At 67.3% G+C, this 23,036-nt stretch carries 25 protein-coding genes; 12 read left to right on the top strand and 13 right to left on the bottom strand.

Annotated features, from left to right (window positions below; translation table 11 throughout):
• The first annotated feature begins 196 nt into the window (after positions 1 to 196).
• The 5 genes from ACEPA4_RS05480 (at position 197) to ACEPA4_RS05460 (ending at position 3,768) form a co-directional block, all read left to right on the top strand.
• On the top strand, positions 197 to 841 hold the full coding sequence (locus tag ACEPA4_RS05480; protein WP_005415661.1) for a DoxX family protein: 645 nt from the start codon (positions 197 to 199) through the stop codon (positions 839 to 841).
• Between the two features lie 100 nt (positions 842 to 941).
• Positions 942 to 1,418 (top strand): EF-hand domain-containing protein, encoded by a 477-nt coding sequence (locus ACEPA4_RS05475; RefSeq protein WP_262090025.1) that lies wholly within the window; start codon positions 942 to 944, stop codon positions 1,416 to 1,418.
• Positions 1,419 to 1,474: 56 nt separating this feature from the next.
• Positions 1,475 to 2,320, top strand: a complete 846-nt coding sequence (locus tag ACEPA4_RS05470; protein WP_065178138.1) for a DUF692 domain-containing protein — start codon at positions 1,475 to 1,477, stop codon at positions 2,318 to 2,320.
• Entirely contained in the window at positions 2,313 to 3,047 is a 735-nt protein-coding gene (locus ACEPA4_RS05465; RefSeq protein WP_065186007.1) for a DUF2063 domain-containing protein, read from the top strand. Before ACEPA4_RS05470 ends, ACEPA4_RS05465 begins: the two co-directional genes overlap by 8 nt.
• A gap of 82 nt (positions 3,048 to 3,129) precedes the next feature.
• Complete coding sequence (locus ACEPA4_RS05460) at positions 3,130 to 3,768, top strand: ferric reductase-like transmembrane domain-containing protein (protein ID WP_065178140.1); 639 nt, start codon at positions 3,130 to 3,132, stop codon at positions 3,766 to 3,768.
• Between the two features lie 137 nt (positions 3,769 to 3,905).
• Here the strand turns inward: ACEPA4_RS05460 and ACEPA4_RS05455 are convergent, their stop codons facing one another.
• From ACEPA4_RS05455 to ACEPA4_RS05430, 6 genes are all read right to left on the bottom strand, one after another.
• The gene (locus ACEPA4_RS05455) at positions 3,906 to 5,042 is read right to left on the bottom strand and encodes a metallophosphoesterase (RefSeq protein WP_139726809.1); all 1,137 of its coding nucleotides are present in this window, start codon (positions 5,040 to 5,042) and stop codon (positions 3,906 to 3,908) included.
• 102 nt (positions 5,043 to 5,144) lie between these two features.
• Positions 5,145 to 6,686, bottom strand: coding sequence for a TerC family protein (locus tag ACEPA4_RS05450; RefSeq protein ID WP_065186008.1), 1,542 nt, complete (start codon positions 6,684 to 6,686; stop codon positions 5,145 to 5,147).
• A 43-nt stretch (positions 6,687 to 6,729) separates the two neighbouring features.
• The gene (locus tag ACEPA4_RS05445; RefSeq protein ID WP_005415654.1) at positions 6,730 to 6,954 is read right to left on the bottom strand and encodes a helix-turn-helix transcriptional regulator; all 225 of its coding nucleotides are present in this window, start codon (positions 6,952 to 6,954) and stop codon (positions 6,730 to 6,732) included.
• Positions 6,954 to 7,421 carry a DUF2975 domain-containing protein gene (locus tag ACEPA4_RS05440; protein ID WP_032954010.1) on the bottom strand — a complete coding sequence of 156 codons (468 nt, stop codon included), beginning with the start codon at positions 7,419 to 7,421 and terminating at the stop codon, positions 6,954 to 6,956. The genes ACEPA4_RS05445 and ACEPA4_RS05440 overlap by 1 nt, the downstream gene beginning before the upstream one ends.
• A 204-nt stretch (positions 7,422 to 7,625) precedes the next feature.
• Positions 7,626 to 8,207, bottom strand: a complete 582-nt coding sequence (locus tag ACEPA4_RS05435) for a hypothetical protein (protein WP_188238784.1) — start codon at positions 8,205 to 8,207, stop codon at positions 7,626 to 7,628.
• A gap of 94 nt (positions 8,208 to 8,301) precedes the next feature.
• Complete coding sequence (locus tag ACEPA4_RS05430) at positions 8,302 to 8,733, bottom strand: pyridoxamine 5'-phosphate oxidase family protein (protein WP_053497616.1); 432 nt, start codon at positions 8,731 to 8,733, stop codon at positions 8,302 to 8,304.
• A 285-nt stretch (positions 8,734 to 9,018) separates the two neighbouring features.
• Between ACEPA4_RS05430 and ACEPA4_RS05425 the strand changes: the two genes are divergently transcribed.
• Both ACEPA4_RS05425 and ACEPA4_RS05420 read left to right on the top strand, forming a co-directional pair.
• Complete coding sequence (locus ACEPA4_RS05425; RefSeq protein ID WP_262090026.1) at positions 9,019 to 9,456, top strand: hypothetical protein; 438 nt, start codon at positions 9,019 to 9,021, stop codon at positions 9,454 to 9,456.
• Positions 9,457 to 9,493: 37 nt separating this feature from the next.
• On the top strand, positions 9,494 to 10,000 hold the full coding sequence (locus ACEPA4_RS05420) for a PaaI family thioesterase (RefSeq protein WP_065178145.1): 507 nt from the start codon (positions 9,494 to 9,496) through the stop codon (positions 9,998 to 10,000).
• A gap of 9 nt (positions 10,001 to 10,009) precedes the next feature.
• Here ACEPA4_RS05420 and ACEPA4_RS05415 read toward each other — a convergent pair whose 3' ends face one another.
• The 4 genes from ACEPA4_RS05415 to ACEPA4_RS05400 form a co-directional block, all read right to left on the bottom strand.
• Entirely contained in the window at positions 10,010 to 11,752 is a 1,743-nt protein-coding gene (locus ACEPA4_RS05415) for a diguanylate cyclase (protein WP_065178164.1), read from the bottom strand.
• A gap of 162 nt (positions 11,753 to 11,914) precedes the next feature.
• Positions 11,915 to 12,940 carry an AI-2E family transporter gene (locus tag ACEPA4_RS05410; protein ID WP_065196565.1) on the bottom strand — a complete coding sequence of 342 codons (1,026 nt, stop codon included), beginning with the start codon at positions 12,938 to 12,940 and terminating at the stop codon, positions 11,915 to 11,917.
• Between the two features lie 116 nt (positions 12,941 to 13,056).
• Positions 13,057 to 14,109, bottom strand: a complete 1,053-nt coding sequence (locus tag ACEPA4_RS05405; RefSeq protein ID WP_065178147.1) for a sensor domain-containing diguanylate cyclase — start codon at positions 14,107 to 14,109, stop codon at positions 13,057 to 13,059.
• A gap of 148 nt (positions 14,110 to 14,257) precedes the next feature.
• A complete protein-coding gene (locus ACEPA4_RS05400) occupies positions 14,258 to 15,262 on the bottom strand; it encodes a LacI family DNA-binding transcriptional regulator (protein WP_065178148.1) in 1,005 nt (334 codons plus the stop codon).
• Positions 15,263 to 15,357: 95 nt separating this feature from the next.
• On the opposite strand from ACEPA4_RS05400, the gene ACEPA4_RS05395 reads away from it, so the two are divergent.
• Genes ACEPA4_RS05395 through ACEPA4_RS05375 form a run of 5 tightly spaced genes read left to right on the top strand, consistent with a single transcriptional unit; the run spans position 15,358 to position 19,993 of the window.
• Entirely contained in the window at positions 15,358 to 16,410 is a 1,053-nt protein-coding gene (locus ACEPA4_RS05395) for a sugar phosphate isomerase/epimerase (protein ID WP_065178149.1), read from the top strand.
• A 27-nt stretch (positions 16,411 to 16,437) separates the two neighbouring features.
• The gene (locus tag ACEPA4_RS05390; RefSeq protein ID WP_005415643.1) at positions 16,438 to 17,655 is read left to right on the top strand and encodes a nucleoside permease; all 1,218 of its coding nucleotides are present in this window, start codon (positions 16,438 to 16,440) and stop codon (positions 17,653 to 17,655) included.
• A gap of 12 nt (positions 17,656 to 17,667) precedes the next feature.
• A complete protein-coding gene (locus tag ACEPA4_RS05385; protein WP_262090028.1) occupies positions 17,668 to 18,792 on the top strand; it encodes a Gfo/Idh/MocA family protein in 1,125 nt (374 codons plus the stop codon).
• Positions 18,793 to 18,811: 19 nt separating this feature from the next.
• Complete coding sequence (locus ACEPA4_RS05380) at positions 18,812 to 19,678, top strand: sugar phosphate isomerase/epimerase (protein WP_164092698.1); 867 nt, start codon at positions 18,812 to 18,814, stop codon at positions 19,676 to 19,678.
• An 18-nt stretch (positions 19,679 to 19,696) separates the two neighbouring features.
• Positions 19,697 to 19,993 (top strand): cytochrome c, encoded by a 297-nt coding sequence (locus ACEPA4_RS05375; RefSeq protein ID WP_005415640.1) that lies wholly within the window; start codon positions 19,697 to 19,699, stop codon positions 19,991 to 19,993.
• Positions 19,994 to 20,003: 10 nt separating this feature from the next.
• Here ACEPA4_RS05375 and ACEPA4_RS05370 read toward each other — a convergent pair whose 3' ends face one another.
• Genes ACEPA4_RS05370 through ACEPA4_RS05360 form a run of 3 tightly spaced genes read right to left on the bottom strand, consistent with a single transcriptional unit; the run spans position 20,004 to position 23,022 of the window.
• Positions 20,004 to 20,762, bottom strand: coding sequence for a DUF1080 domain-containing protein (locus ACEPA4_RS05370; RefSeq protein ID WP_065186013.1), 759 nt, complete (start codon positions 20,760 to 20,762; stop codon positions 20,004 to 20,006).
• Positions 20,762 to 21,337, bottom strand: coding sequence for a gluconate 2-dehydrogenase subunit 3 family protein (locus ACEPA4_RS05365; RefSeq protein WP_164092699.1), 576 nt, complete (start codon positions 21,335 to 21,337; stop codon positions 20,762 to 20,764). Before ACEPA4_RS05365 ends, ACEPA4_RS05370 begins: the two co-directional genes overlap by 1 nt.
• Entirely contained in the window at positions 21,337 to 23,022 is a 1,686-nt protein-coding gene (locus tag ACEPA4_RS05360) for a GMC oxidoreductase (protein ID WP_164092700.1), read from the bottom strand. Before ACEPA4_RS05360 ends, ACEPA4_RS05365 begins: the two co-directional genes overlap by 1 nt.
• Positions 23,023 to 23,036: the final 14 nt, after the last annotated feature.

Here is a 23,036-nt window from a genome sequence, read left to right as displayed (position 1 = left end):
TACCGGCCGGACATCGTTCCCCGCCCGCGTGCGCACAACGCCCCGATGTGCATCCACGCATCGTCTTTGTATCGGACTGTACGAAACCCCGGTCGCGGCCACAGTCGCTGACAAAACCCCGGGCAACGGCACACGTTGCCGATACCTGCACCGCCTGGAATGGCCTCCATCGACCACTGGCCCGCAGGACACCACCATGATCAGCACCGCCTCTTCCGTGTATACCCCCCGCCTGGACGCCGTCGGCCGCTGGCTGTCGCCATTGGCGCTGCGCACCCTGCTGGCCTGGGAGTTCTTTGAGTCCGGCCGCGAGAAGCTGGGCGGCCAGAACTGGTTCGCCGACCTGGAAGGTCGCTTCCCGTTCCCGTTCTCCACCCTGCCCGCATCGTTGAACTGGCAACTGGCCACCTGGCTGGAACTGGTGGGTGCGGTGATGCTGCTGCTCGGCCTGGCCACGCGCTCGGTGGCCTACGTCTTCTGGGTGTTGACGGTGGTCGCCATCGCCGCCGTGCACTGGCCCGACCAGTGGAACGGCCTGGGTGAACTCTGGCAGGGCTACGCGATCACAGACCAGGGCTACGGCAACTTCAAGCTGCCGCTGCTGTTCCTGGCCATGCTGCTGCCATTGATCCTCAACGGCGGTGGCGCGCTCAGCGTGGACCGGCTGCTGGCCGGCCCACAGCATGCCCCCGTCGGCAATGACGGCCTGGGCTGGGGCGTCAGCCTGATCGCCCTGTTGCTGCCGGTTGCCGCGCTGTTGCCCGGCGTCGGCTTCGGCGGCGCCCTGCTCGGTGGCGTGCTGCTGCTGGGCTACGCGCTGCGCCGTCGTCGCACCGTCTGACCTGCTTCGCCCCTTCCCGCGCTTCTTCCTTTCGTTTCCGTCGCCTTCAGGCGGCGTCCATCCCGCACGCCTGGCGTGCCATCCCCAAGGAGTCACCACCATGTCCGTCTCGACCAAGAACCCCCCCTCCTCCCGCCTGCCGCGCATTGGTGCCATCGGCATCGCCCTGGCCGGTGGCCTGCTGCTGGCTGGCCAGGCCGCAGCGATCCAACCGCTGGCGATCAGCGCCGTCGCCATGGGCGCCGCCGCCGAAGGCAAGTGCGGCGAAGGCAAGTGCGGGGCCAACAAGGCCACCACCGGCAAGCCCGCCGGCAAGGCCAAGGTGGCCGAAGGCCAGTGTGGCGAAGGCAAGTGCGGCGATGCCTCGTTTGCCCGCACCGACCGTGACCACGACGGCAAGGTCTCGCGTGCCGAGTTCAACGCGGTGGCCGCCAAGCGTGCCGCCGAGTTCGACCGCATCGACACCGACCACGACGGTTACATCAGCGAACAGGAAGCGCACGACTACCTGCGCAGCGTCTACACCGCCAACGGCAAGCCGATGCCGAAGGGCCTGTTCTCCCGCGTTGCCGATTGATCGACGTCCAACCGGCGCTGCCTTCAAGGCGGCGCCCTCTCTCTGGAGCATCCGCCATGTCCCTGCCCCTGCCCTCCAATGCCGCCGGTCTTGGCCTGCGCCGTGGCCTAATCGACGAACTGCTGGCAATGCCGGCCGGCGCCATCGACTTCCTCGAAGTGTCCCCTGACAACTGGATCGGCGTCGGCGGTGCACACGGCGCCGCGCTGCGCCAGCTCAGCGAGCGCCACCCCCTGACCTGCCACGGCCTGTCGCTGTCGCTGGGAGGTCCTGATCCGCTGGACCGCACCCTGCTGGCACAGACCCGTGCCTTCCTCGACCTGCACCAGGTGCAGCTGTACAGCGAACACCTGAGCTACTGCGCCGCCGGCGGACATGTCTACGACCTGCTGCCGCTGCCGTTCACCGCCGAAGCCGTACAGCATGTCGCCAGTCGCATCGCCCAGGTGCAGGACATGCTGGGCCGGCGCATCGCCGTGGAGAACATCTCCTACTACGCCGTTGCCGGCGCGGACATGAGCGAGATCGACTTCATCAACGCCGTGCTCGCCGAAGCCGACTGCGACCTGCTGCTGGACGTCAACAACGTCTTCGTCAACGCCTGCAACAACGATTACGACGCTTTCGAATTCCTGGCCCGCGTGCCGTCCCACCGTGTTGCCTCGCTGCATGTGGCCGGCCATTTCGATGAAGGTGATGGCTTCAAGATCGACACCCACGGTGCCCCGGTGAAAGGCGTGGTCTGGGCGCTGTTGCGCGAGGCCTATGCGCGGGTCGGCGTGCGCCCCACGCTGCTCGAACGCGACTTCAACTTTCCGCCGCTGGCGGAGTTGCTGGCCGAGGTCGCGCAGATCCGCCAGGCGCAAGCCGAGGCACGCTGGCCCGAGGTGGCCCATGGCTGAGTCGCTGGCTACCCTGCAACGGCGCTGGGCCGATCATGTGCGCGACCCAGCAATGGCCGCACCCGACAGCGTCGAGGCGGGCAGGCTGGCGGTATACCGCCGCCTGTGCATCGACAGCCTGGACGCCCTGCTGGCCGGCAGCCTGCCGCGCCTGCAACAGCAGTTGGGCACGCCACACTGGCGCGACACAGTGGAGCACTACTACGCCCACCACGCCTGCCAGACCCCGTTGTTCCCACAGATCGCCGGCGAGTTCACGGCCTGGCTGGCAGTGCAGGACGCGCTGGCACTCCCGGCCTGGGCAGCGGAACTTGCGCACTACGAGAGCACGCTGCAGTCGCTGCGCATTGAAGCGCGTGACGCCGGGCAGTCGCTGCACAGCGTTCCCGAGGGCAGCGATGTGCTGGCGGTTTCGCCGCTGGTGCGGGTGCTGGGCTACCGATGGCCGGTGCATGAGGACGAGGCCCTGGAGCCGGTGCCGAGCGCTGCGCCCACGCTGCTGCTGATCCGGCGCCTCGCCGATTTCAGCCTGCAGGTCGAGCAACTGTCGCCGCTGGCCTACGCGCTGCTATCGATCTTTGGTGACGACGGCGCAGCTGTGGAAGCAGCACTCCGGGCGCTGTCCGAGGCACATGGCGTGGCAACGGACGCATTGCGCGCGGCCTGCGCGCCCGTACTGGGCGAGCTGTGTGCGGCGAGCGTGCTGGTTGTGCCGAACGACTGTTGAGGGTGCCGGCCAGCGGCCGGCGCTACCCACTCATCGCCCGGCCAGCGGTCGGTGCTCTCCATTCCTGCTTCGAGGTCTCACCATGCCTGCTTCCAACACTTCCTTCCTGCACGGCTGGCGCCTGTTTGTGGCCATGGCCGTGGTCCTGATCGCATTCGCGCTGGCGGCCTTCGCCCTGTATCCCGATGCAGCCGAAGGCAGCCGTGCGGCGATACGGGTCACTGCACGTACATCGTTCCTGTTGTTCCTGGCGGCGTTCACCGCATCGTCGTTCGCCAGTCTTCTGCCCGGCCCATTCACCCGGTTCCTGCTGCGCGAACGGCGCACCGTCGGTTTGTCCTTCGCGTTTTCGCACCTGCTGCATGCCATCGCCATCACCAGTTTCGGCATCCTCAACCCGGCGTTCTGGCCAGCACGATCCGCGCTGGCCAACCTCCCGGGCACGGTGGGCTACATCGCCATCGTGGCGCTGGCCATCACCTCGCATCGGGGGATCGCCCGCCGCATGGGCCCCACCGCTTGGCGTCGCCTGCACCTGACCGGCATGTGGATCATCGCGGCGGTGTTCACCTACTCGTACTTCAAGCGCGTGCCAGGCAACTTCTGGTATGCGGTGCCGTCGGCCCTGCTGTTCACCGCCTTCGTGGTGCGCTGGATAGCCAAGCGGGCGCAGTCACTGCGGCGCAATGCGCATGCGCGGCCACCGCTGCGGAGTTCTTGAGGAGGCGGTTACTTGTGGAGCCGAGCCCATGCTCGGCTGCCTTTCTGGTTCAGCCGAGCATGGGCTCGGCTCTACAGAGGGATCCCAGCGCGATAGGCAGCGAACTCCCTGCGCAAAGGGACCTGCCCCACTTCAGGTCACAGCGCGCGGCGCAATGTCACCAGGGTGATCTCCGACGGCACGCCGATGCGCGCCGGGAAACCGGCCCAGAGGCCCGCACCGTTGCCCACGTACAGCGTCATCCCATCCACGTCATAGCGGCCGGAGACAAAACCGCCATTGGCGCGCTTCACCAGCTGGTCCATGCCGATGATCTGCCCACCGTGAGTGTGCCCGGACAGCTGCAGCTTCACCCCACGCGCCGCCGCCTCGCGTGCATTGCGCGGGCGATGATCGAGCAGGATCACCGGCGCGGACGGATCGGCACCCTCCAGTGCAGCCTGGAGATCCGGCAGCGGCAGGCCGTAGCGTGCCGCCACCGGGTCGGTGACACCGGCGATGGTGAGCGCCGCATCGCCGCGTCGTACCTGCAAATGACTGTTCTCCAGCACCTGCATGTGCAGCGCGCGGAACGCCTGCATCCATGCCTGGTACTGCGCGTAATACTCGTGGTTGCCGGTAATGGCAACGACACCGTCCGGCGCCCGCAGATCGGCCAGGGGTCGCGCGTCGTCGCGACGGGCCTCGACGCTGCCGTCGATCAGATCACCGGTGATCACGATCAGGTCCGGCTTCAGCGCGTTGCCCTGGTCCACCACCCTGCGCACCCAGTCACCTGTAAGCAGGCGGCTGGCATGGATGTCGGTCAGCTGCAGCACGCGATAGCCGTCGAACGCCGCTGGCAGCCCGGCAATGCTCACCTCGATCTGCCGCGGCTGGGGCACTGCCATGCCCTGGCTGACACCATAACCACTGACCAGCAGGGCCAGCACGCCGGCCGCCGGCCGCAGCTGCGGTGCACGCAGGGCCGATACCATGCGCGGCCAACGCAGCAGGCGCGAAACCAGCAGGCCGGCGTCCAGTACCAGCATCACCAATGCCAGCAGCAGCACCGCCGTGGAGCCGGTGGCCAGCGTGGCGATGGCCAGTTTCGGAATTTCCGGCGACGCCATCGTGCCCCAAAAGGTCGCCACGATGCGCAGCTGCACGGCCACAGCCACCATCAGCAGCGACAGCACGACCTTCAACCCGATGGGCATGCGCAGCGGCCAGAACAGGCGCCAGGCCACATACAGGCCCATCAACAAACCGATCGTACTCAGCACTGCAACCATCCATGACAGAAAGCGGGCCCGCCATGGTGACGGCTGCGGGCCATGTTGTGTAGAGCCGAGCCATGCTCGGCTGCATCCCCGAAGCCCAGCATGGGCTCGGCTCTACAACGGCTGGTCGAGGTGTTCCACCCGCAGGCGGGCAATGCGGCGCTTCTCCATCGCCAGCACGGTGATGCGCACACCCGCCACCTCCACCGCATCGCCGGTGTCCGGCAGCCGGCCCAGCTGCTCCAGCACCAGCCCGGAGATGGTCATGTAGTCGGCACTGCGTGGCAGCGATACGCCGGTCAGCCGCTGCAGGTCGTCCAGGGTCAGCGCACCGTCGGCCTCCCACTGGTCCTCGCCCTGCGCGACCACGCCATAGCGCTCGTCCTGGGTATCGACCAGATCGCCGGCAATCGCCGCCAGCAGATCGTTGGCGGTCACCAGGCCTTCCACGCTGCCGTACTCATCCACCGCCACCGCCAGCGGTACCGGATGCTGGCGGATCAGTTCCAGCGCCTGCAGCGCACTGGCGCTGGACAGCACGTACTGCGGCTCGCGCAGGTTGCCTTCCAGCTGCAGCGGCCTGCCCTGCAGCAGGTCAGCCAGCAGGTCGCGGCTCTGCACCACGCCACGCAGGCTGTCCAGGTCACCATCGCCCACCAGCAGCCGGGTGTGTGGCGATGCCACCAGGCGGGCCACCACATCCTCCTGGCCCCGCGCCAGGTCGATCCACTGCACATCGGCGCGCACGGTCATTACGCTCGACACCGGACGGTCAGCCAGGCCGAGCACGCTACGGATCATCTCGTGCTCGGCCGGCTGCAGGCGCTCTTCGGCATCTACCGGCTCGTCCACGCCGTCATCGGAATGGCCGTTGGCCGGGCGCGCCCCGAGCATGCGCAGCACCGCATCAGCGGTGCGCTGGCGGAACGGCTGGCGGCGCTCGTTGCGCTCACGATTGAAACGCACCCACTGGTTGAACGCCTCGACCAGGATCGAGAAGGCGATCGCGGCGTACAGGTAGCCCTTCGGGATCTTGTAGCCCAGGCCCTCGGCCACCAGGCTGAAACCGATCATCAGCAGGAAGCCCAGGCACAGCACCACCACGGTGGGATGCTTGTTGACGAAGCGGGTCAACGGCTTGCTCGCCAGCAGCATCAGCGCCATCGCGATGGTGACGGCGGCATACATCACGCCCAGGTTGTCGACCATGCCGACCGCGGTGATCACCGAGTCCAGCGAGAACACCGCATCGAGCACCACGATCTGCGCCACCACCATTGCGAAGCTGGCGTAGACCTTCTTGCCGTCTTCGTGGTGCGCGCGGCCTTCCAGCCGTTCGTGCAGCTCCATGGTGCCCTTGAACAGCAGGAACAGGCCACCGCCCAGCAGGATCAGGTCACGCCCGGAGAAGCTGTGCTCGAACAGCGTAAGCAGCGGCGCGGTCAGTTTCATGATCCAGGCCAGCGCCGCCAGCAGCACCAGCCGCATCAGCAGGGCCAGTGCCAGGCCGATCACCCGCGCGCGGTCGCGCTGGTGGGGCGGAAGCTTGTCGGCAAGGATCGCGATGAACACCAGGTTGTCGATGCCGAGCACGATCTCAAGCACGACCAGGGTTGCAAGGCCCATCCAAATCGAGGGGTCAGTCAACCATTCCATTTCAGGTCCGTTTCGTCATTGGGCAAGGGAGAAGAAGAAACACTCAGTCTGCTTCCTGCGCCCGCGCCGGGTCGTACCCGAGCAGGTCGCCAGGCGTGCATTGCAGCTCCCGGCAGATCGCATCCAGCGTGGAAAAGCGGATGGCGCGCGCCTTACCGGTCTTCAGGATCGACAGGTTCGCCAGGGTGATGTCGATGCGACCGGCCAGCTCGGACAGGGTCATGCCCCGTTCCTGCAGCACGCGGTCCAGGGTGATGACGATTGCCATCAGATGACACCGTCGAGGTCATCGCGCATCGCCGCGCCCACGGCGAAGACGCGTGCCAGCACGAACAGCATCAGCACCGCCACCAGCCCGGTGATCGACATGCCGCCGCCCACCTCCATCCAGCTGAAGTCCGGGCCCATCCAGGCCGCGTAGGCGCCGATCAGGATCGACAGCAGCTCCATCGCCAGCATCAGCCACGCCATGCGTTGCAGTCGCTGCGCATTGGCGTGGGTGAACGGCCTTTCGCGCGCCGCCGATTTCAGCAGCCGCAGCAGATGGCGCAGGAACAGCAGGCACAGCACCAGCAGCGCGACGATCACAGCCAGCCCCAGGCAGAAGTGCAGGAACAGGGCGTTGCCGTGCGCAGCAGCGGCAGCGGCATCGTGGACGCTGTCGAGCAGCCAGCGACGGTCGTGCGCGACCAGCGGCACGGCCAGCAGTGCGGCCAGGATGCCCAGCCAGCACATCGCCCGGACGGCCTGGACGGCGGCCTGGGCCAGGGTGAACAAGCCTCGCGCGGATCTGGCGCGGGCGGGACGAGCGGTCAAGCGGCCTCCGGCATTGGGGCGGCCTCGCCGCCCCGGGGTGTATTTATCGATAAACGATATATCACAACCAGCGTGAAAGGCTGAATCGCGGGCATGGGCAGCCTGCGCGGCGCGGGGCCAGCGTTACCGACTGGGTGCAGCCTGTTCCAGCATCGCTTCGCCCGGCGTCACCGAGGCCATCGCCTGCACGCCGGCCTCGGCGGCCTGCCGCGTGACCAGCCGGAAACGCACCTGCAGCTTGGCCTGCCCGGGCGTGGCCCAGCCGTACTGGATCGCCACCTGGTCCGCCGACAACGGCCCACGGCCTGGCAGCGAGCGCGCCTGCAACGGCGTCGGCGCCGCCTGCACCAACCGGGCAAAGCCCTTCTGCACGACCGCCGCGTCGGCCTTTTCGGCGTAGACCGTGCACGTGCCATCGTCAGCCCAGCTGACTGCATAGCGGCCGCTGGCCAGCGGCACCATCCAGGCCACGCCCGACTGCCCCTGCAGCAACGTTGCCGCCTCGGCAGGCTGCAGCGGTGACAGCCCGTTGGATTCCATCAACGACTGCAACCGCGCTGGCGCGCCGATGTGCTGCATGCAAGCGGTATCGAACAACTCACTGAAAGGGTCCTGCGCCTGTGCGCTGGCCTTGGGTGCACGCGCAGGCTGCGCCGCCACCAGGGCAGGCAGCAGGGCCAGGATCAGCCAGGCGGCAGGGCGCATTGGAACTCCAATGTACGGAACGCAGCGGGGAGGATGGCAAAGCCCGGGCGTGGCGTGCAACGGCCGCGTTGCCGCCGGCCTCCCCGCACCGGGATCAGGCTGTGATTTCGCCCTCGTCCTCGCCATCCCAGTAGTGGATGCGGCTGGCGCGCACATGGATCAGTACCAGTCCTGGTGTATCCACTCCCTGTTCGAACCACCGCTCCAGGTCCTTCACCCAGTGCTCGCGCATCGTTGCCCGATCGCGCACCAGCGCTGCCCTTCCCTGCACGTGCACGAACAGCGGCGGCTTGCCCAGCAGCGACTTGCTGCCGGAGAAACCCAGTGCGACGGCAGGGTCAGCCTCGATCTCGCGCACCATGTCGGTGTCTTCCATGGTGAAGAACCAGCTGTCACCGTCATAGTCCACGTCACCGTTGTTGCTCATGGGGCGACCGGCAATTTCTCCACCGGCGTGGGTCTGCAGCATCGTGAAATCGATGCCGGCCATTTTCTTGGCAAGTTCTGGGAGGGTGAGCTGGGTCACGGCGTGGTCCTTGATCGGAGGGACGCCCAGCGTCTGCGCAGAGCGGTGACCGGAAAGTGGAGGAGCACTTGCGGCCTCTTCACGGGAAACGAGATACGGCGCATGGTCCGTGCGTGACGCACTCCACACCACCATACCCACGTTAAAAGCAGATGGAGGAACGCCCCTGCGAAGCACCACAGCCGGCTAACAGGGGGCTGCCGGAGAATCGCGCAACCCCGTGGCACGACCGGCGTGGCAGCCGGCATCCGCGCGGCGACTCCTTCGCAACCGCATGGCCTCCACATGGATCTGTTCGCCTGGCTCGCGTTCGGCTGCTACCTGTTGGCGTTCTTCATTGTCTCGCTGTTTGCTGCAGCCTATCTGAAGCGCTCCGACTTCATGCCCTACCACGGGCAAGCCGTGGGCGTGCCGTGGGCGGAGATCGAACCGCGCATGCAGGTGCTGCTGATGGCGCTCATCCGCGTGGTCGGCGCCGGGTGGATCGCACTGGCCGGTGCCGGCGTGATGCTGGCCTGGCTGATCTTCTTCGGCGGTCACTTCGCACTGCCGCAGCTGCTGGCGTTCCAGCTGTTCTGCCTGGTCGCCACGCTGCCGCCGGTGCTGGTCGCCTCCGGTGTGCGGCGGCGTACCGGCGCACGTACACCGGTGCCCGCTGGCGCCGCGGTGGTGCTGCTGTCGGTCATCGGATTCGTGCTGGCCCTGTTGTCGCTACCGCAGTGAGTCCCCTTTCTCTCCCCTCCCCCCACGAGGCCCCACAATGAATCCCGAATCGATCTTCTACAGCGTGGTCAACGGTGATCTGCCCCCCTCCCAGGCCGGCACCCTGCTCGGCTGGCGCTTCGTTGGCTACGACGATGCATTGCGCCGCATCCAGGTCGAATTCGAAGCCGGCGCCGTGCTCACCAACCCAATGGGCAATGTGCAGGGCGGTTTCCTGTCAGCGATGCTGGACGACTGCATGGGGCCGGCGATCTACGCCACCCTGCCCGCCAACCGCATCGCGGTCACGGTGGAATCCAAGACCAGTTTCGTCAGCCCGGCGCGGCCCGGGCGGATCATCGGGTGGGGCGAGGTCGAGCACAGCAAGGGCAGCATCGCCTTCACCCGCGGCTGGCTGACCGACCCGGCCGGCAAGGTGCTGGCCACCGCCAGCGCCACGTTCCGGGTGGGTGCACTGCGCTGGCGTGGGCTCTCGGTGCCGCGTCCCATCGCGCGCCGGATGATCGCGCGCACGCTGCGCCGCGTGCATGCGCGGATCGGCTGATGGGTGCCGTCAACGTGCCTTGCGGCCGCCACCGGCCACGCGCACGCGGTCGCGCCCCTGTGCCTTGGCCTGGTACATGGCCGCATCGGCGGCACGCAACAGGGTGCGCCAGCCCAGCGCATCGGTGCCACCCGCGGCCACGCCGAAGCTGGCGGTGACCCGCAGCACGTTGCCACCGGCCAGTGCGATGTCCAGCTGCCGCAGTGCCATGCGCAGCGACTCGGCCAATTGGCGTCCGCCGGCCAGGTCGCCGTCGGCCAGCAGCACCAGGAACTCCTCGCCACCGTAGCGGGCGATGCTGTCGCTGCGGCGCAGGTGGCGCTGCAGCAGCTGCGCCACCTGCACCAGCACCTGGTCGCCCGCATCATGCCCATGGCCGTCGTTGATGGCCTTGAAGCGATCGACATCCAGCAGGATCACCACCGCACTGTTGCCGCCGTCGGCATGCCGCTGCTGTACCCTTTCTTCCAGCGCGCGCCGGTTCAACAACCCGGTCAGCTCATCGGTGCCGGCCAACTGGCGCAGCTCGCTGGTCAACGCCGAGCGCTCGCGCGACTTCTCGCGCAGCACTTCAATGGCATCGAACAGGCGCTGCATCTCGGCCAGCGGGTGGGTCACATGCTGCTCCGGGCCGGGCGCTTCCGAGGCGATCTGGATGACCTGCTTCTGCGCCTGCAGCAGTGGCCGCAGGATCTGCAGGTGAGCAATGCGCAGCGCCACGCCAAGCACCACCAGTGTGCCCAGCACCGTCGCCACCAGCACCACCAGGCGCGTCGCTTCGCGGTTACGGGTGCGCTCGAAGCGGGCGATGGACACGCTCAGGTAACCGTCGCGCAGCGCCTCCAGCGACTGCAGGGTCGGCACGTAGCGCGTGGTGAACTCGGCGGCGGTCCACGGCGGCGGCACGCCACGCCGGCCATCCTCGATCAGCTGTTCGATCATTGGCAGCGATTCGCCGAAGAACTGGCGGCGTGCCATGTCCCAATGCCAGGACAGCGCCGGATCACTGCGGAACACCGCTTCATGGCTGCCTGCCAGCCGCCACAGCTCCAGCAGGCGGCCTTCGGTCTGCAATGCAGCCCGCACCTGTTCGTCACGCCAGGCCCCCGGCACCGCGACCGGCGCCATCACGTTCGAGGCCAGGCGGCCACCATGCTCGCGCAGGTCGATCAGCACCTGGCCCTGCATTGCCGGGATCGCCGCTTCGCGGTCGGCACTGACCAGCACGCCGATCTGCGTCGAGGTCAACACGTGCAGGCGATCGACCACGGCGAACATGCTGCTGATCGCGCGCTCCACGTCTTCCACCCGGCGCGCGTCGTGCGGCTGTGCCGCCACCTGGTCCACTGCGGCCCGCGCCGACTGCAGGCGACGTTGCACGTCGGCCAACAGCCCATGTTCGCCGACCACGCCGGGATCGGCCTTGAACACGGTGTCCAGTTGCAGCAGGGCGGTGTCGACCCGCTTGCGCGCAACCGCCAGCTGCGCGGTCAGCCGGGCCTGTTCGGCCGCATCGGCCGTATTGGCTCCCAGCAGGCTGTTGGCGGGGCCGCGCTCGGCCGACACCTGGTTGGCCAGGTCGAAGGTCTGCTGCAGCCGGCGCAGGCTGACCAGGTTGTCCTCGGCGGCGGTGAAGCGCAGCGTGCCCTGCACCAGTGCGATGGCCATCAGCGGCAGCGTACAGACTACGAACAGCCCGGCCAGGATCCAGACCCAGGTCCGCAATCCGATGGGCGACGCCTTGCGGGCCATGCACATTTCCCCTGTCGTGCGGAACACTGTAGCGGCCGCCTGCACAGGCGCCAAGCCGCTAACGGGCCAACCGTGGCCGTGGGTACACCGTGCGCGCCGCGAACGCACCGACAAGGCCGCGCGGACGCTCGAATCGGGACAAATACGTCATGCCCCGCCGCGTCAGATCCAGCGCTGGTCGACCAGTTCGCGCTTCACGTAGGCATAGAACACCGGCGCGGCGACCAGGCCCGGCAGGCCGAAGGCCGCCTCCATCACCAGCATGGCCAGCAGCAGCTCCCAGGCCCGCGCCTGGATTTCGCCACCCACAATGCGCGCGTTGAGGAAGTACTCCAGCTTGTGGATCACGATCAGGTACAGCAGCGCCGCCACCGCCACATAGAACGAGACCGACAGTGCGACGATGGTGATGATCGTGTTGGAGATGATGTTGCCCACCACCGGCAGCAGGCCGGCCAGGAAGGTGATCAGCACCAGGGTCTTGGACAGCGGCAGGTGCACGCCGAACAACGGCAGCACGCCCAGCAGGAAGATCGCGGTGAACACGGTGTTGAGCAGCGAGATCTTCACCTGCGCGAACACCACCTGACGGAACGCGGTGGCCAGGCGGCTGGTGCGCCCGACCAGCTCCTGCGCCAGCGGACCCATCTTCGGCAGCGGCAGTTCGTCATACAGTGCGATCATCGCACCCAGCACCATGCCGATCAGTACGCGCACACCCACCTGGACCACCGAGGTACCGGCCACGCCCAGCTGGCGCTGATGCTCGGCGGCCCAGTCGTTCAGCGCCGCGCGCAGCGCTGGCATGTCTTCGGGAATGTAGGGTTGCAGCAGCGCCGGCACCTGGTGCCGCGAGGTGTTGAGGATCTCCATCAGGCGCGCCAGCAAAGCGTCCGGGCCACCGGTCTCGTTGCGGAAGAACGAGGCCACGCCGATCCCGGCCAGCACCAGCGCGCTGATGATGATCGCCGACAGCACGATCACTGCGATCGCCCGTGCGCGTCCCAGCGGCAGCCTGCCTTCCACGGTGGAGGCCAGCAGGTGGGTCAGCTGGAACACCAGCAGGCCGGACAGCAGGGTGACCACCAGGCCCAGTTTCAGCGCCAGCCACATGCCCAGCAGCATCATCAGCCATGCCGCGATCCTTGGGATGGGGGGCTTGGGCTGGGCAACGAGAGCGTCTTGCATGGGAGCGCGTCCGGGCGGGGTGGCCCATGGTAGAGGATTGGCGTGCTGATTCCGCGTGCAGGATGAATGGGCATTTCATCCGCGTTCGGCGGCAGCCGTGCCGTCCCCACGCGCGCTCACTCGCCGTAGCTGGCGGTGTTCTTGCCCTGGCGCTTGGCGTGGTACAGCGCGCGGTCGGCCAGTGCCAACCAGTCCTCGACACTGCCGCCACGCGGCGTGGCCGCAATGCCGATACTGACGCTGAATTCCACCCCCGGCGTGGCCTGCCGCGCGGCCTCGAGCAGGTGCAGGCGCACCCGCTCGGCCACCTGCATTGCATCGACGGGCGCGCAGTCGCGCAGCAGCACGACGAACTCATCGCCCCCCAGCCGCGCGGGCGTATCACCCGGGCGGGCAACGGTGCGCAATGTCGCCGCGATATGCCGCAGCACCTCGTCACCGGCGCGGTGGCCGTGCGAGTCATTGATGCGCTTGAAGTCGTCCACATCGAGCATCAGCAGGCAGGCAAAGCCGCCCTGGCCCTGTGCCCGGTCCAGCGCCTGCTGCGCACGCAGGATCAGGAAACCGCGGTTGGCCAGCTCGACCAGCGGGTCCATCCGGCTGAGACGCTGCAGCTGGCGGTTCTGCGATTTGACCCGGCGCGCCAGCTGCCAGCTGAGAATGCTCAGGCCGATGCCATACACGAACAGGAACGGGACACTCAGCATGATCGTGCGCTGCGAGGTGACCGGCTGGTAAGGGAAGCCGAGCGCCCACCAGGTGAGCGCAAAGCCCACCAGCAGGGCCAGCGTGGCGCGCATCGCCAGGCGAACGCCACCGGCAGCGATCTTGTCGGCCACCAGCAGTGCGGCGAACAGTGCACTGGGCACCGCGCTCAATGCCATGAAGGCGATCCAGCCACCGCCGAACAAGGAGTCGGCCACCATGCAGCGGAACTGGACGAGCGCGGGCTGGCCGGAGCGCTGGGTCAGCTTCAATGCCAGCGCAGGCCACGCCAGCGCGTTGAGCAGCAGCAGGACCCATGCCAGCGGCCCATCGTGGCGCTCGAGGATGATCGAAGCGATGGGGATCGCCCCCAGCCCATTGCCGACGAAACGCATCCAGCCGATGCGACGTGCCGCGCCAATGCCTTCGACCGCGCCTTCCGCCGAATCGGTAAAGAATGGCATTGCCCCCCCCTGCGCGATCGCACCCGCTGCTACGGCCCTTGCCGGGCTGCCTGCGATGAGTCTGACAGCTTTGCGTCAATTCGGGATCAAGGTCGCGGGACGACGCGCGGGCCGGCCGCCCCGCTCCGGCTGCCCTGCCTCGCCTCCGCTACCGCCGAGGCGCCGCTGTCGAACCGCGCAGCATGAAGCTGAACTCCAGCGTCTGCTGAAGCGGTACATCGACCTGTTCAATGATGGCGAGCAGCAGGTTGACCGCGCGCTCGCCGATTTCACGCATCGGCTGCTGGATGGTCGTCAGCGGCGGGGTGAGGTAACGCGACGAGGCCAGGTCGTCGAAGCCGACGATGGAGAGCGCTTCCGGAACGCGGATGCCCCGGTCGCGACAGGCCGCCAGTGCCCCCAGTGCCATCTGGTCGCTGAAGCAGAACACCGCGGTCGGCACGGGCGTGCCGTCCAGCAGCGCCATCACCGCCGCATGCCCGGACTCAACGGAAAAGTCCCCGGGCACGATGCTCAGCTGGCGCAGGCGACCCCGCGCCTTGCCGGCGGCCCGGACCCCTTCCAGCCGCTGCTGGTGCAGGGGGTTGTCAGGTGGCCCGCCGACCACGGCGATCCGTTCGTGCCCCAGGCCGTACAGGTGCTCCATCACCGCGCGTGCGGCGGCCGCGTTGTCGATATGGACGCTGGGGATGCCCAGTGCGGGGTCGAACTCGCATCCATTGACCACCGGCGCAGCTGCGCCGCGCTGCTCGACGATCTCGCGCGCGGTCGGTGGCAGGCGATGGCCCAGCACGATCATGCCGTCTGCCTCGTTGCGCCGGAGCATCTGCGCGTAGCGCTCCTCACGATCGGGTTGATGCTGGGTATCGCCCAGCAGAACCGCGTAGCCGACCGCCTGCGCGGCCTCCTCCGCACCCTGCAGGATCTGTGCGAAGAACGGATTGGCGATGTCCGGGACGGTGACCAGGATCTTGCCGCTGCGCTGGGTCTTGAGCGTGCGGGCCACCGTGTTGGGCACATAGCCCAATGCGACGGCGGCCTGCTCGATGCGCGCACGGGTAGCCGGCAGCACCTTGTCCGGCCGGGAAAGCGCCCGTGACACCGTGCCTGCGGAGACGCCGACGTGCCTGGCGATGTCGTAGATGGTGGCCATGGCGTTAGTTCTCCTGTCCGCTGTGCAGTGCACAACAGGTCCTGCGTGCGCCCCTGCTAGGATAATGCAATCGATTGCATCGAGGGCGAATCACGTTGAAGACGCTCAAGGGTCCAGCGCTGTTCCTGGCGCAGTTCATCGGCGACACAGCTCCTTTTGATCGGCTGGACACGCTGGCCGGATGGGCCGCGGGTCTGGGCTATTCTGGCGTACAAGTTCCCACCTCCGCGCCCTACCTGTTCGATCTGGCCGCGGCGGCACGCAGCCAGGCGTACTGCGACGATGTTGCCGGCATGCTGGCCGGGCACGGCCTGCAGATCACCGAACTGTCGACCCACCTGCAGGGGCAGCTGGTCGCGGTCCATCCCGCCTACGACAGGCTGTTCGACGGATTCGCACCCGCCGACGTGCGCGGCAACCCGCCCGCGCGCCAGGCCTGGGCCGTGGAGCAGCTGCGGCTCGCCGCGCAGGCCAGCCAGCGCCTGGGGCTGACCGCGCACGCCACCTTCTCCGGTGCGCTGGCCTGGCCCTACTTCTATCCGTGGCCGCAGCGCCCGCCGGGCCTGGTGGAAGAAGCCTTCGCCGAACTGGGCCGTCGCTGGCGCCCGATCCTGGATGTGTTCGACGCCTGCGGCGTGGACCTGTGCTTCGAACTCCATCCCGGCGAGGACCTGCACGACGGCGCGACCTTCGAGCGCTTCCTCGATGAGGTCGACCATCATCCCCGCGCGAAGATCCTGTACGACCCCAGCCACCTGCTGCTACAGCAGATGGACTACCTCGGCTTCATCGACCGCTACCACGCCCGCATCGGCATCTTCCACGTCAAGGACGCGGAGTATCGCCCCAGCGCGCGCAGCGGCGTGTATGGCGGCTACCAGGACTGGATCGATCGTCCGGGCCGGTTCCGCTCACCCGGTGACGGCCAGATCGACTTCAAGGCGATCTTCTCGAAGTTCGCCCAGTACGACTTCCCCGGCTGGGCGGTGCTGGAATGGGAGTGCTGCCTGAAACACCCGGAGGACGGCGCGCGCGAGGGTGCCGCCTTCATCCGCGATCACATCATCCATGTGACCGAACGCGCCTTCGACGACTTTGCCGGGAGCGACACGGACGCTGGATCACTGCGCCGCATGCTGGGAATCTGAGCCACGACCGCCCCGGGAGGGCAAGCCATGACGCACGCCATGTCGCGCCTGGGCGCGATGATGTTTCTGCAGTTCTTCATCTGGGGGGCGTGGTTCGTCACCCTGGGTACCTACCTGGTACAGGGCCCGCTGCAGGCCAGCGCAAGCCAGGTGGCAACGGCGTTCCTCAGCCAGTCCATCGGCGCCATCGTGGCGCCGTTCCTGGTCGGCCTGATCGCAGACCGCTACTTCGCGGCGCAGCGCATCCTGGCGATACTGCACCTGGCAGGCGCGGTGCTGATGTGGCTGGCGTCCACCGCCACCAGCTTCAGCATGTTCTCCGCCTGCGTGATGGGCTACATGCTGCTGTTCATGCCGACGCTGGCACTGGCCAACAGCGTCGCCATGCGGCACATGCAATCGCCGGAGAAGCAGTTCCCGCTGGTACGCGTGGCCGGCAGCATCGGCTGGATCATCGCCGGGGTGCTGATCGGCTGGCTGGGCTGGGAACAGGCGCACCGGCTTGAACTGACCTTCCGCATGGCCGCATTGGCATCGCTGGTGCTGGGCCTGTATGCGTTCACCCTGCCGCACACGCCGCCGCTGGCGCAGCAGCGCGATGCCGGGCTGGGACAGATCCTGGGGCTGGATTCATTGCGGTTGCTGAAGTCGCGCGCCTACCTGGTGTTCTTCCTGGCTTCCATCGCCATCTGCATCCCGCTGTCGTTCTACTACAACTTCACCAATCCGTATCTCAACGACCTCGGTGTGCACGGCGCCGCCGGACTGCAGTCGCTGGGCCAGGTCTCCGAAGTGCTGCTGATGCTGGCCATGCCGTTCCTGTTCGTGCGGCTGGGGGTGAAGACCATGCTGGCGGTCGGCATGGCGGCCTGGGTCGTGCGCTACGCGCTGTTCGCCTTCGGCGATGCGGGCAGTGGCTTCTCCCTGCTTGTGATCGGCATCGTACTGCATGGCATCTGCTACGACTTCTTCTTCGTCACCGGCCAGATCTACACCGATGCCCACGCCGGCCCCGCCGCGCGCAGCAGCGCGCAGGGCTTCATCACCCTGGCCACCTATGGCGTGGGCATGCTGATCGGCACCTTCCTGTCCGGCGCGGTAGTGGAGCACTTCACCACTGCAGCGGGCCCGGACTGGCAGCAGATCTGGTTGTTCCCGGCCGGCGTCGCACTGGTGGTGTTGATCGCCTTCCTGCTGCTGTTCCGCGACCGCCCGGTAGCTGCGGCCGCGTCGTCCACCCCCTGAGGAGACCAGCCGATGCCCCCGCTTGGAATCGCCATCATTGGTACCGGCATGATCGGTGCGGTGCATCGCCGCGCGGCACTGCTGGCTGGCGCCGAGGTGCGCGGCGTGGCCGCCTCGTCGCCGCAGCGCGCGCGCGAGGTGGCGCACGCGTGGAATGTCCCGCGCGCCTATCGCGATATCGAGGACGTCGTCGCTGATCCCCAGGTACAGGTCGTGCACATCTGCACGCCCAATCATCTGCACCGCACGATGGCGCAGGCCGCACTGGAAGCCGGCAAGCACGTGATCTGCGAGAAACCGTTGGCGACGACGCTGGACGATGCGCAGGCGCTGGCGGCGCTGGCCGCCTCGACCGGATTGATCGCCACCGTCCCCTTCGTCTACCGCTACCACCCGGTGGTCCGCGAGGCACGTGCACGCATCGCGCAGGGCGATCTGGGGCCACTGCACCTGATCCATGGCAGCTACCTGCAGGACTGGCTGCTGGACCCGGCCAGCAACAACTGGCGGGTTGACCCGGCACTGGGTGGTACATCGCGCGTGTTCGCTGACATCGGGTCGCATTGGTGCGACCTGGTTGAATGGGTCAGCGGCGAGTGCTTCGCCGAAGTGAACGCGGCGTTTGCCACGGTGATCGCCGAACGCAGCGCAGCCACCTCCCAGAGCTTCAGCACGCCGGCGACAGACGGCGCAAAGCAAGCGGTCGAGAGCGAGGACGTGGCCGCAGCGATGTTCAGGACCGGCGCGGGCACGCTGGCGTCATTGACGGTCAGCCAGGTCTCGGCCGGACGCCACAACCGGCTCTGGTTCGAGATCGACGGCGCCAACGCCAGCGTGGCGTTCAACCAGGAGGATGCCGAGCGGCTGTGGATCGGCCTGCCCGAACAGCGCGAGGAAATCTTCGTGCGCGGCCCGGGCGCCGGCAGCGCCGAACAACGCCGGTTGTCGCCGCTGCCAGCGGGGCACGCGCAGGGCTACGGGCAGTGCTTCGAAGCGTTCGTGGCCGACACCTATCGCGCCATTGAAGGCGAGCGGCCGCAGGGCCTGCCCACCTTCGAAGACGGCCTGCGCTCGGCGCGGATCGTTGATCGTGTCATTGCATCGGCCAGGTCACGCACCTGGACCACCATCGGTTGAATCCCGGGAGGATCTGTTGATGAACATCCCTGTCCGTAGAACTGCAACCCTCGTCCTGCTGCTGCTCGCAGTCCTGCCCGCCTTCGCAGGGAACACAGCCGGTGCGCAGAAGCCCATCGCCGTGCAGATGTACACGCTGCGCAACGCCGGCCCGCTTGACCAACAGCTGAAGATCGTCCACGACGCGGGCGTGCGTGCGGTGGAAACCGTCGGTACGCAGAATGCAAGCGCTGCGGAACTGAAACAGTTGCTGGACCGTTACTCGATCAAAGCGGTTTCGTCGCACGTTCAGCTGCCCGAGCTGCGCGACAACCTGGATGCCGTGGTGGCCTTCAACCGCTCGATTGGCAACAGCACGCTGGTGGTGCCCTACCTGGACCAGAAGGACCGCCCGCGCGATGCCGCCGGCTGGACCGCATTGGGACGGGAGCTGGGCCGGATTGCCAGGCAGGTGCGCGGCAGGGGGATGCAGCTGGCCTACCACAACCACGACTTCGAGCTGGTCGACTTCAATGGCAGAACCGGACTGGAGCTGCTGTTCGACGCCGCCGGCCCCGAGCTGCAGACCGAACTGGACCTGGCCTGGGTCGCGCGCGCGGGCCTGGACCCGGCCGTGATGCTTGGCAAGTTCCGCGGCCACGTATTTGCGGTACACGCCAAGGACAATGCGCCCAAGGGCCAGGCCGAAGACGAAGGTGGATTCGCTGCGGTCGGCCAGGGCGTGCTGGACTGGAACGCGATCCTGCCAGCCGCCGCCAACGCTGGCGTGCAGTGGTACATCGTCGAACACGACCAGCCACGCGACCCCGCCAAGGTCATCCAGGCCGGCGCGGACTACCTGCGTGAACACCTGACTACCAACCCGCCCACCCGCGCCGACCGCTGACGCATCAAGGAGCCCCACATGAAAATGATCCTGGCAGTGGCCGTGGCTCTGGGCGGCATGAACGTTGCGACGGCAGCGTGGGCCAAGGACGACCCGGCCGCGGGTGCGAAACTCTACGCCCAGCACTGCACTGCCTGCCACGGTGCTGAACGCACCGGTGTACCACCGACGTTCCCGGCGCTCACCGATGTCGGCAAGCGGCTGCAGCCCGCCCAGGTCAAGGACAGGATCAGGAAGGGCGGCGGCCTGATGCCACCCTTCCCGCAGCTGTCACAGCAGGAGATCGATGACATCGCCAGCTACCTGGCGAAGTAGCCGGTGAGCGCTACAGCTCGCGCACCCAGATGTTGCGGTAGCTGACCTTGGAGTCATGTTCCTGCAGATACAGCGGCGCGCACCCATGCGGTGCGTACGAAGGCGCACCGATGTATTCGGTCCTGCCCGCCAGCACGGTGTCGTCCTGTACCAGCACGCCGTTGTGCAGCACGGTGATCCGTGCGGGCGACGTCAGGCCGCCGCCCGGCGAGAAGCGCGGGGCCTTCCAGATGATGTCGTAGACCTGCCACTGGCCCGGTGCGCGCGAGGCGTTCACCCGTGGCATGGCCTGCTTGTAGATGGAACCCGCCTGGCCATTGGCATAGGTCGGGTTGTGGTAACTGTCGAGCACCTGCAGTTCATACAGTTCCTGCAGGAAGATCCCGCTGTTGCCCCGGTTCTGGCCGTCGAAGCCCTTCGTTTCGGTGGGCGTTCGCCACTCGACATGCAGCTGGACATCGCAGAAGCGTTGCCGGGTGCGGATGCCCTTGCTGCCCGGAACAACCGTCATGGCGCCTCCGGCAACCTTCCAGGGCACGCGGCCACCCTGCTCCGCCTCCCACGCGGAGACATCCTTGCCATCGAACAGCACGATCGCATCGGACGGTGCCTTGCCAGGTGGCGTTGCCACGGTCGCGGGCACAGGGGTCCACACTTCGGTCTTCTTCGGGTCACGCACAGCGTCGGCATTATCCTGTGCGAACGCAGATGCAGCGGCCAGCAGGCCGGCGGTGATCAACGCAGGGCGGATCATCAGGTTGGTGTCCATCAGCTGGTCCCCCAGGCAGGTGTGCCGGGGACATAGGCGAGGTCACCGTCGTAGCGCCCCGGCACGGCGACGTACTGCAGCACCCCGGTCGCACCGACCTTGGAGGTGAAGAAGCCGAAGATGGCCAGCTGCTTGATCATCGTGAAGTAATGCGGCATGGCTTCGCCCTCTTCGGGCGTTCCGGTCTCGGTCACGTCTGCGTTGCGCGCCTTGGCTTCGGCATCCAGTGTACGCAGCAACCCGGTGCGCGCCTCCGGCGTGAGCGACACGAAGCGGCCACCGGCGCGCTTGTCGATGTCCGCCAGCCCGGCGCGGAACACCGCCTGCTGCCTGGCGGTGTAGCAGTCGCTGACGAACGTCGCCATGAACGCACCGGCGCCCGCGTCCTTCGCCCCGGGTGTCCGGGTCCGCGGTAGGATGGTCTCGGCGATCTCGTCCAGCGTGCTGATTTCGGCATCGGAGAACGCGGCCATCGCCCCGGCCGCTGGCGCTTTGCCCTGCACCAGCGCAGGCAGGCCGACCATGGCCGCACCGGTGGCGGCGACGATCATCTTCAGCAGTTCGCGGCGATCCATCACAGGTTCCCCGCTTTCAGTTCGCGTACCGCGTGGTCGGCCGCGCGCGCGGTCAGCGCCATGTAGGTCAGCGACGGATTCACGCAGGCGCTGGAGGTCATGCAGGCACCGTCGGTGACGTACACATTGGGCGCATCCCACACCTGGTTGTGCGCGTTCAATACCGAGCTCTTCCGGTCCCGTCCCATACGCGCAGTCCCCATCTCATGGATGCCCTTGCCCGGAGCGTAGTCGTTGTCGTGCATCTTCACGTCCTTGACCCCGGCCGCCTCCAGCATCTCGGCGGCATCGGCGGCCATGTCCTTGCGCATCGCCAGTTCGTTGGCGCGCATGGACACGTCCATCGCCAGCACCGGCAGCCCCCACTTGTCCTTGCGCTCGCGGTCCAGGCGGATCGTGTTGTCGTGGTGCGGCAGCATCTCACCGAACCCGGTCATGCCGATGCGCCAGTCACCCGGCACGGTCAGCGCTTCCTTCAGGTCGGCACCGATGTTCAGCTCGGCGATCTCGCGCGACCAGCCGGTGCGGCTGGCACCGCCCTGGTAGCCGAATCCGCGCAGGTAGCCACGCTTGTCGGCGGCGACATTGCGGAACCGCGGAATGTAGAAGCCGCACGGACGGCGGCCGAAGTAGTACTTGTCTTCGTAGCCCTCGACCCGGCCCGAGGCACCCGCACCGAAATGATGGTCCATCACGTTGTGCCCCAGCTCGCCCGACGAAGAGCCCAGCCCGCCGTCCCAGACGTCGGTCGCCGAATTCATCAGCAGCCAGGTCGAGTTGAAGGACGATGCGTTGAGGAAGATGACCTTGGCCGTGTACTGGTAGGTCTGCCCGGTCTCGGCGTCGATCACCTCCACGCCACGCGCGCGCTTGCGATCCTTGTCGTAGAGCACTTCCTTGACGATCGAGAACGGCCGCAGGGTCAGGTTGCCGGTCTTCATCGCCGCTGGCAGCGTCGCCGCCTGGGTCGAGAAGTAGGCTCCGAAGGGACAGCCCAGAATGCACTTGTTGCGATACTGGCAGTTCACGCGCCCCTGCTCGGGCATCGGCTGGGTGATGTTGGCCGTGCGCGAGTGGATCATGTGCCGCGTGCCGCCAAAGGCCTTCTTGATCCGCGCGGCCACGTCCTTCTCGACGATGTTCAACGGGATAGGCGGCAGGAACTCACCATCCGGCAGCACGTCCAGTCCCTCGCGCGTGCCGGCGATGCCGGCGAACTTTTCCACATGGTCGTACCACGGCGCGATGTCGGCATAGCGGATCGGCCAATCGGTGGCGATGCCCTCCTTGAGGTTCGCCTCGAAATCCAGGTCGGAGAAGCGGTAGCTCTGACGGCCCCACAACAGCGAACGGCCACCGACGTGGTAGCCGCGGAACCAGTCGAAACGCTTGGTTTCGATGTAGGGTGAGTCCTGCTCGTTGGCCCACATTCCTTCCAGGTTCTCGGCGAGGCCGTAGTCGCGCATCAGCACCGGAAAAGCGGCCTTCATCGCCTGCGTCGGCCGGTTGCGATGCGGGAAGTCCCACGCTTCCTTCATCGCATTGACGTAGTCCTTGACGTGCTCGATGTTGCGCCCGCGTTCCAGCATCAGGACCTTCAGGCCCTTCTCGGTCAGCTCCTTCGCTGCCCAGCCGCCACTGATTCCCGAGCCAACAACAATGGCGTCGTAGTGATTATCTGCCATGGGTCTCTCACCTG

Origin of the sequence: Stenotrophomonas sp. P2112, assembly GCF_041897515.1 — a bacterium.
GTDB lineage: Bacteria > Pseudomonadota > Gammaproteobacteria > Xanthomonadales > Xanthomonadaceae > Stenotrophomonas > Stenotrophomonas sepilia.
This window is presented reverse-complemented; position numbering and strand designations above follow the sequence as displayed.

Coding starts and splice junctions, on each gene's coding strand:
- ACEPA4_RS05480 (WP_005415661.1), top strand. CDS start 197: ATGATCAGCACCGCCTCTTCCGTGTATACCCCCCGCCTGGACGCCGTC.
- ACEPA4_RS05475 (WP_262090025.1), top strand. CDS start 942: ATGTCCGTCTCGACCAAGAACCCCCCCTCCTCCCGCCTGCCGCGCATT.
- ACEPA4_RS05470 (WP_065178138.1), top strand. CDS start 1,475: ATGTCCCTGCCCCTGCCCTCCAATGCCGCCGGTCTTGGCCTGCGCCGT.
- ACEPA4_RS05465 (WP_065186007.1), top strand. CDS start 2,313: ATGGCTGAGTCGCTGGCTACCCTGCAACGGCGCTGGGCCGATCATGTG.
- ACEPA4_RS05460 (WP_065178140.1), top strand. CDS start 3,130: ATGCCTGCTTCCAACACTTCCTTCCTGCACGGCTGGCGCCTGTTTGTG.
- ACEPA4_RS05455 (WP_139726809.1), bottom strand. CDS start 5,042: ATGGTTGCAGTGCTGAGTACGATCGGTTTGTTGATGGGCCTGTATGTG.
- ACEPA4_RS05450 (WP_065186008.1), bottom strand. CDS start 6,686: ATGGAATGGTTGACTGACCCCTCGATTTGGATGGGCCTTGCAACCCTG.
- ACEPA4_RS05445 (WP_005415654.1), bottom strand. CDS start 6,954: ATGGCAATCGTCATCACCCTGGACCGCGTGCTGCAGGAACGGGGCATG.
- ACEPA4_RS05440 (WP_032954010.1), bottom strand. CDS start 7,421: ATGTGCTGGCTGGGCATCCTGGCCGCACTGCTGGCCGTGCCGCTGGTC.
- ACEPA4_RS05435 (WP_188238784.1), bottom strand. CDS start 8,207: ATGCGCCCTGCCGCCTGGCTGATCCTGGCCCTGCTGCCTGCCCTGGTG.
- ACEPA4_RS05425 (WP_262090026.1), top strand. CDS start 9,019: ATGGATCTGTTCGCCTGGCTCGCGTTCGGCTGCTACCTGTTGGCGTTC.
- ACEPA4_RS05420 (WP_065178145.1), top strand. CDS start 9,494: ATGAATCCCGAATCGATCTTCTACAGCGTGGTCAACGGTGATCTGCCC.
- ACEPA4_RS05415 (WP_065178164.1), bottom strand. CDS start 11,752: ATGGCCCGCAAGGCGTCGCCCATCGGATTGCGGACCTGGGTCTGGATC.
- ACEPA4_RS05410 (WP_065196565.1), bottom strand. CDS start 12,940: ATGCAAGACGCTCTCGTTGCCCAGCCCAAGCCCCCCATCCCAAGGATC.
- ACEPA4_RS05405 (WP_065178147.1), bottom strand. CDS start 14,109: ATGCCATTCTTTACCGATTCGGCGGAAGGCGCGGTCGAAGGCATTGGC.
- ACEPA4_RS05400 (WP_065178148.1), bottom strand. CDS start 15,262: ATGGCCACCATCTACGACATCGCCAGGCACGTCGGCGTCTCCGCAGGC.
- ACEPA4_RS05390 (WP_005415643.1), top strand. CDS start 16,438: ATGACGCACGCCATGTCGCGCCTGGGCGCGATGATGTTTCTGCAGTTC.
- ACEPA4_RS05385 (WP_262090028.1), top strand. CDS start 17,668: ATGCCCCCGCTTGGAATCGCCATCATTGGTACCGGCATGATCGGTGCG.
- ACEPA4_RS05380 (WP_164092698.1), top strand. CDS start 18,812: ATGAACATCCCTGTCCGTAGAACTGCAACCCTCGTCCTGCTGCTGCTC.
- ACEPA4_RS05375 (WP_005415640.1), top strand. CDS start 19,697: ATGAAAATGATCCTGGCAGTGGCCGTGGCTCTGGGCGGCATGAACGTT.
- ACEPA4_RS05370 (WP_065186013.1), bottom strand. CDS start 20,762: ATGGACACCAACCTGATGATCCGCCCTGCGTTGATCACCGCCGGCCTG.
- ACEPA4_RS05365 (WP_164092699.1), bottom strand. CDS start 21,337: ATGGATCGCCGCGAACTGCTGAAGATGATCGTCGCCGCCACCGGTGCG.
- ACEPA4_RS05360 (WP_164092700.1), bottom strand. CDS start 23,022: ATGGCAGATAATCACTACGACGCCATTGTTGTTGGCTCGGGAATCAGT.